Genomic DNA, 3,340 nt, shown 5'->3' with positions numbered 1-3,340 from the left:
CACGCAGCGCCATCAGGAAACCGCCGATCTGGCCGGGGGTCGCGTCACCCGACATGATGATGTCGAAGGCCTCGCGCGCTTCCTCGAAGGAAAGCGCGCTACCGGTCGCGATCTTGGCGATATGGGTTTTCAGCGCGCTCATCTTGTCGAGGCTTGGGCGACGGCGGCCTGGTCGATGCGAACGTCGTACTGCGTCTGCAACTGCGCCACCAACTGGTCGAGCAGGTCATCCGACATGCCGGAGGTGAAGGATTTCTGCGCGTCGTCCGGCACCGAACTGGCATCGGCTCCGGCGGGCTCGAACACTTCGGCGACCTTGTACAGGATCTGCCCGTCTCCGGTGGGTGAGGGGACCAAGCCGGTGCCGCCTTCGCCGACACCGAACATCGCTGCCGCACCCTCCTTACCGAAGTCGACATCGTCAGCCTCACGCTTGACACCGCGCTTGGTCTGCTTTTCGAGCTTCAGTTCGCTGGCGATGACATCGAGCGTTGCGCCGGCCTTGAGCCGCTTTTCCAGTTCGTCAGCCTTGGCGGCCAGCCGCTTGCTTATTTCCGCCGCCGTCCAGTCGGCGACGACTTTCTGACGAACCTCATCCAGCGTGCGGTCGCGAGCCGGCGTGACGGACGCCACCTCATAGAAGACGAAGCCGTTGTCGGCTGTGGTCAAGGCATCGTTTTCCGTGTTGGGTTCGGCGTCGAAGACGGCTTTGATCAGCTCCGGCGATTGCGGCAGGTCCTTGACGATGCTTGCATCTGGCCGCAGTCCACTGCGATCGATGGCGTCGATGGTGACGACCTTAAGCTTCAGCTTGGCCGCGGCCTCCGCCAGCGAACTGCCGGCGGCGCGGGTGTCATCGTAATTGTCGCGCACGTCCAGTAGGATGCGACTTGCCTCGCCCAGCGCCAGATCCTTGCGGATCTGATCGGACACCTCGGCCAGTGGCTTCACCACCTCGGGCTTGATCTCGGTGACGCGCAGCAGCACCGGACCGAAGGCGCCTTGCACGACCTGACTGACTTCATTGGCGTTGAGCGAAAAGGCCGCGTCGGCGACCGCCTTGTCGGCGATCTTGTCCTTGGCAAGCGTGCCGAGCAACGTATCGGCCGGCGTCTTGCCTTCGGCCGTGACAAGCTTGTCGAAAGTGGCGCCGGCCTTGAGCGAATCGAGTGCGGCCTTGGCCGCATCCGGCGTCTTGAACACGAGCTGCTCGACGGTGCGCAGTTCCGGCGTGGTGTAACGCGCCTTGTTCTTGTTGTAGTCGTCGCTGACCTGGCTGTCGGTGACGGCGGTCGTATCCATGATGTCAACGGGTTCGAGGCGGACATAGGAAAATTTGCGGTATTCGGGTGCCGCATATGTCTTCTTGTTGGCTTCGAAATAGGCCGAGAGCACGCTATCGGACGGCGCCGCGATCGGCTCGACCAGTGCCTTGGGCAGCGTCAAATAGTCGATGGTGCGGTCTTCGCCGCGATAGAGCGCAACCGCCTTGAAGAAAGTGTCCGGAGCCTTGAGGCCATCCGAGACCGCCTCGACAATTTGCTGGCGCACGGCCACCTGGGCACGGTTCTTCAAATAGTCCTCGGGCCGCATGCCGATCTGCTGCAGCATATATTCGAACGTTCTGCGGTCGAACTGGCCGCCCGGGCCCTTGAAGGCTGGGTCCTCGCGTGTCAACTCGGCCAGCCGATCCTTGGAAAGTCCGAGGCCCAGCTTGCGGGCCTGTTCGTCGAGAACGGCACCAGAGACGAGCTGAGCCAACACCTGGTTGTCGACGCCGAGCGCCTTTGCCTGTTCGTGGCTGAGACGTTGGCCGAACTGTTGCGACATGACGGCGAGCTGGCGATCGTAGGCGAGACGGTATTCGTTGATCGATACTTTGGTGCCGCCGGCGGTTATCACCGAATCGTGGCCGGCAAGACCGCTCATCAGCTGCCCGGAAACGCCCCAGACCAAAAAGCTGAGCACCAGCAGCACCAACAGCCCCTTCGCGACCCAGGTGCCTGCCGCGTTTCTCAATATACCAAGCATTTTTACTTCCGATTTATGCGCATTTTCGCACGCGCCGAGTCTGAAACAAGCGCAATAGCGCCCTTCCGGCCCACTGTCGATTGCTTTGTGGCCTGATTTTGGTAGTGAGGGCCAGAGCCCCGATATCATCCGGAGAAGCAAACCCATGACGCCAGGAATTCGCCCGCTCGTCGCCGGCAACTGGAAAATGAACGGCACCAGCGCCTCGCTCAACGAGCTCCGGATGATCGGCAACGGTTTCATGAGCGGACTTGACGCGGAGACCGAAGCGCTGGTTTGCGTTCCCGCAACCCTGCTTGCTCACGCCGCGGAGATCCTGTCACGCACGCCGGTGCATGCCGGCGGTGAGGATTGCCATACCAAGGAGAGCGGCGCCTACACCGGCTGCATCTCGGCGGAAATGCTCAGGGATGCCGGTGCGAGCCATGTCATCGTCGGCCATTCCGAATGCCGCGAGCAACGCGGCGAGGATGACGCCACTGTCCAGGCCAAGGCATCCGCCGCATGGCGTGCCGGGCTTGTTGCCATCATTTGCGTCGGCGAAACGCATGAACAGCGTGAAGCGGGCGCCACGCTGGACGTGCTGTCGCGGCAGGTCGATGGTTCGGTCCCGTCAAGCGCCACCCCATCCAACACCATCATTGCCTATGAGCCGGTATGGGCGATCGGCACCGGCCTGACGCCGACGGCCGGCGATGTGGCGGCAGCACATGCACATATCCGCGAAAAGCTGTCGGAAAAGCTCGGCGGCGTCGCGGCGAAGATGCGCATTCTCTACGGCGGCTCGGTCAAGCCCTCCAACGCGGTCGAACTGCTCGGCGTCAGGAATGTCGACGGCGCGCTGGTCGGCGGCGCCAGCCTGAAAGCGGCGGATTTTCTCGGCATCGCCGAGGCTTATCGCAATATTGCCTGAAGACATTCGCTCCGCCGGACAGGGCTTCCGGTGCACGAAATCGTTGCAAAGGACGGGTTGCTTCCCATATTCCGGCCACGGGCTTGGAAATGCCGTCAAAGCATTGTATTGAGCCGCCTCCAATTCACCGGTCGTGTCCGCGGCCGGGCAAGGCCTTGCCAGGATAAACTATGGAAACCGTACTGATCGTCATCCATCTCATGGTCGTGCTCGCCCTTGTCGGCGTGGTGCTGCTGCAGCGTTCCGAAGGCGGCGGCCTCGGCATCGGTGGCGGATCCGGCTTCATGACCGCGCGTGGTGCTGCCAATGCCCTGACGCGTGCGACGGCGATCCTGGCGGCCGCCTTCTTCGCCACGTCACTGACACTGTCGATCGTCGCCCGCTACGGCGAGAAGC

3 protein-coding genes and 1 pseudogene are annotated in these 3,340 nt (G+C 62.5%); 2 read left to right on the top strand and 2 right to left on the bottom strand.

Annotated features, from left to right (window positions below):
• Positions 1-142, bottom strand: a pseudogene (locus EN906_RS27955) (anthranilate phosphoribosyltransferase); the annotation flags it as partial.
• Positions 139-2,031 (bottom strand): SurA N-terminal domain-containing protein, encoded by a 1,893-nt coding sequence (locus EN906_RS27950; protein WP_127268770.1) that lies wholly within the window; start codon positions 2,029-2,031, stop codon positions 139-141. The gene EN906_RS27950 and the pseudogene EN906_RS27955, both read right to left, overlap by 4 nt.
• 145 nt (positions 2,032-2,176) lie before the next feature.
• Here EN906_RS27950 and tpiA point away from each other — a divergent pair, with 145 nt between their 5' ends.
• Both tpiA and secG read left to right on the top strand, forming a co-directional pair.
• Positions 2,177-2,944 (top strand): triose-phosphate isomerase, encoded by a 768-nt coding sequence (gene tpiA, locus EN906_RS27945; RefSeq protein WP_127268769.1) that lies wholly within the window; start codon positions 2,177-2,179, stop codon positions 2,942-2,944.
• 170 nt (positions 2,945-3,114) lie between these two features.
• Positions 3,115-3,340 (top strand): preprotein translocase subunit SecG (gene secG, locus EN906_RS27940; protein ID WP_127375522.1); only part of this gene is annotated, 226 nt, incomplete at its 3' end.

The sequence above is a fragment of the Mesorhizobium sp. M7A.F.Ca.CA.004.06.1.1 genome (genome assembly GCF_003999135.1).
Classification (GTDB): Bacteria; Pseudomonadota; Alphaproteobacteria; order Rhizobiales; family Rhizobiaceae; genus Mesorhizobium.
This window is presented reverse-complemented; position numbering and strand designations above follow the sequence as displayed.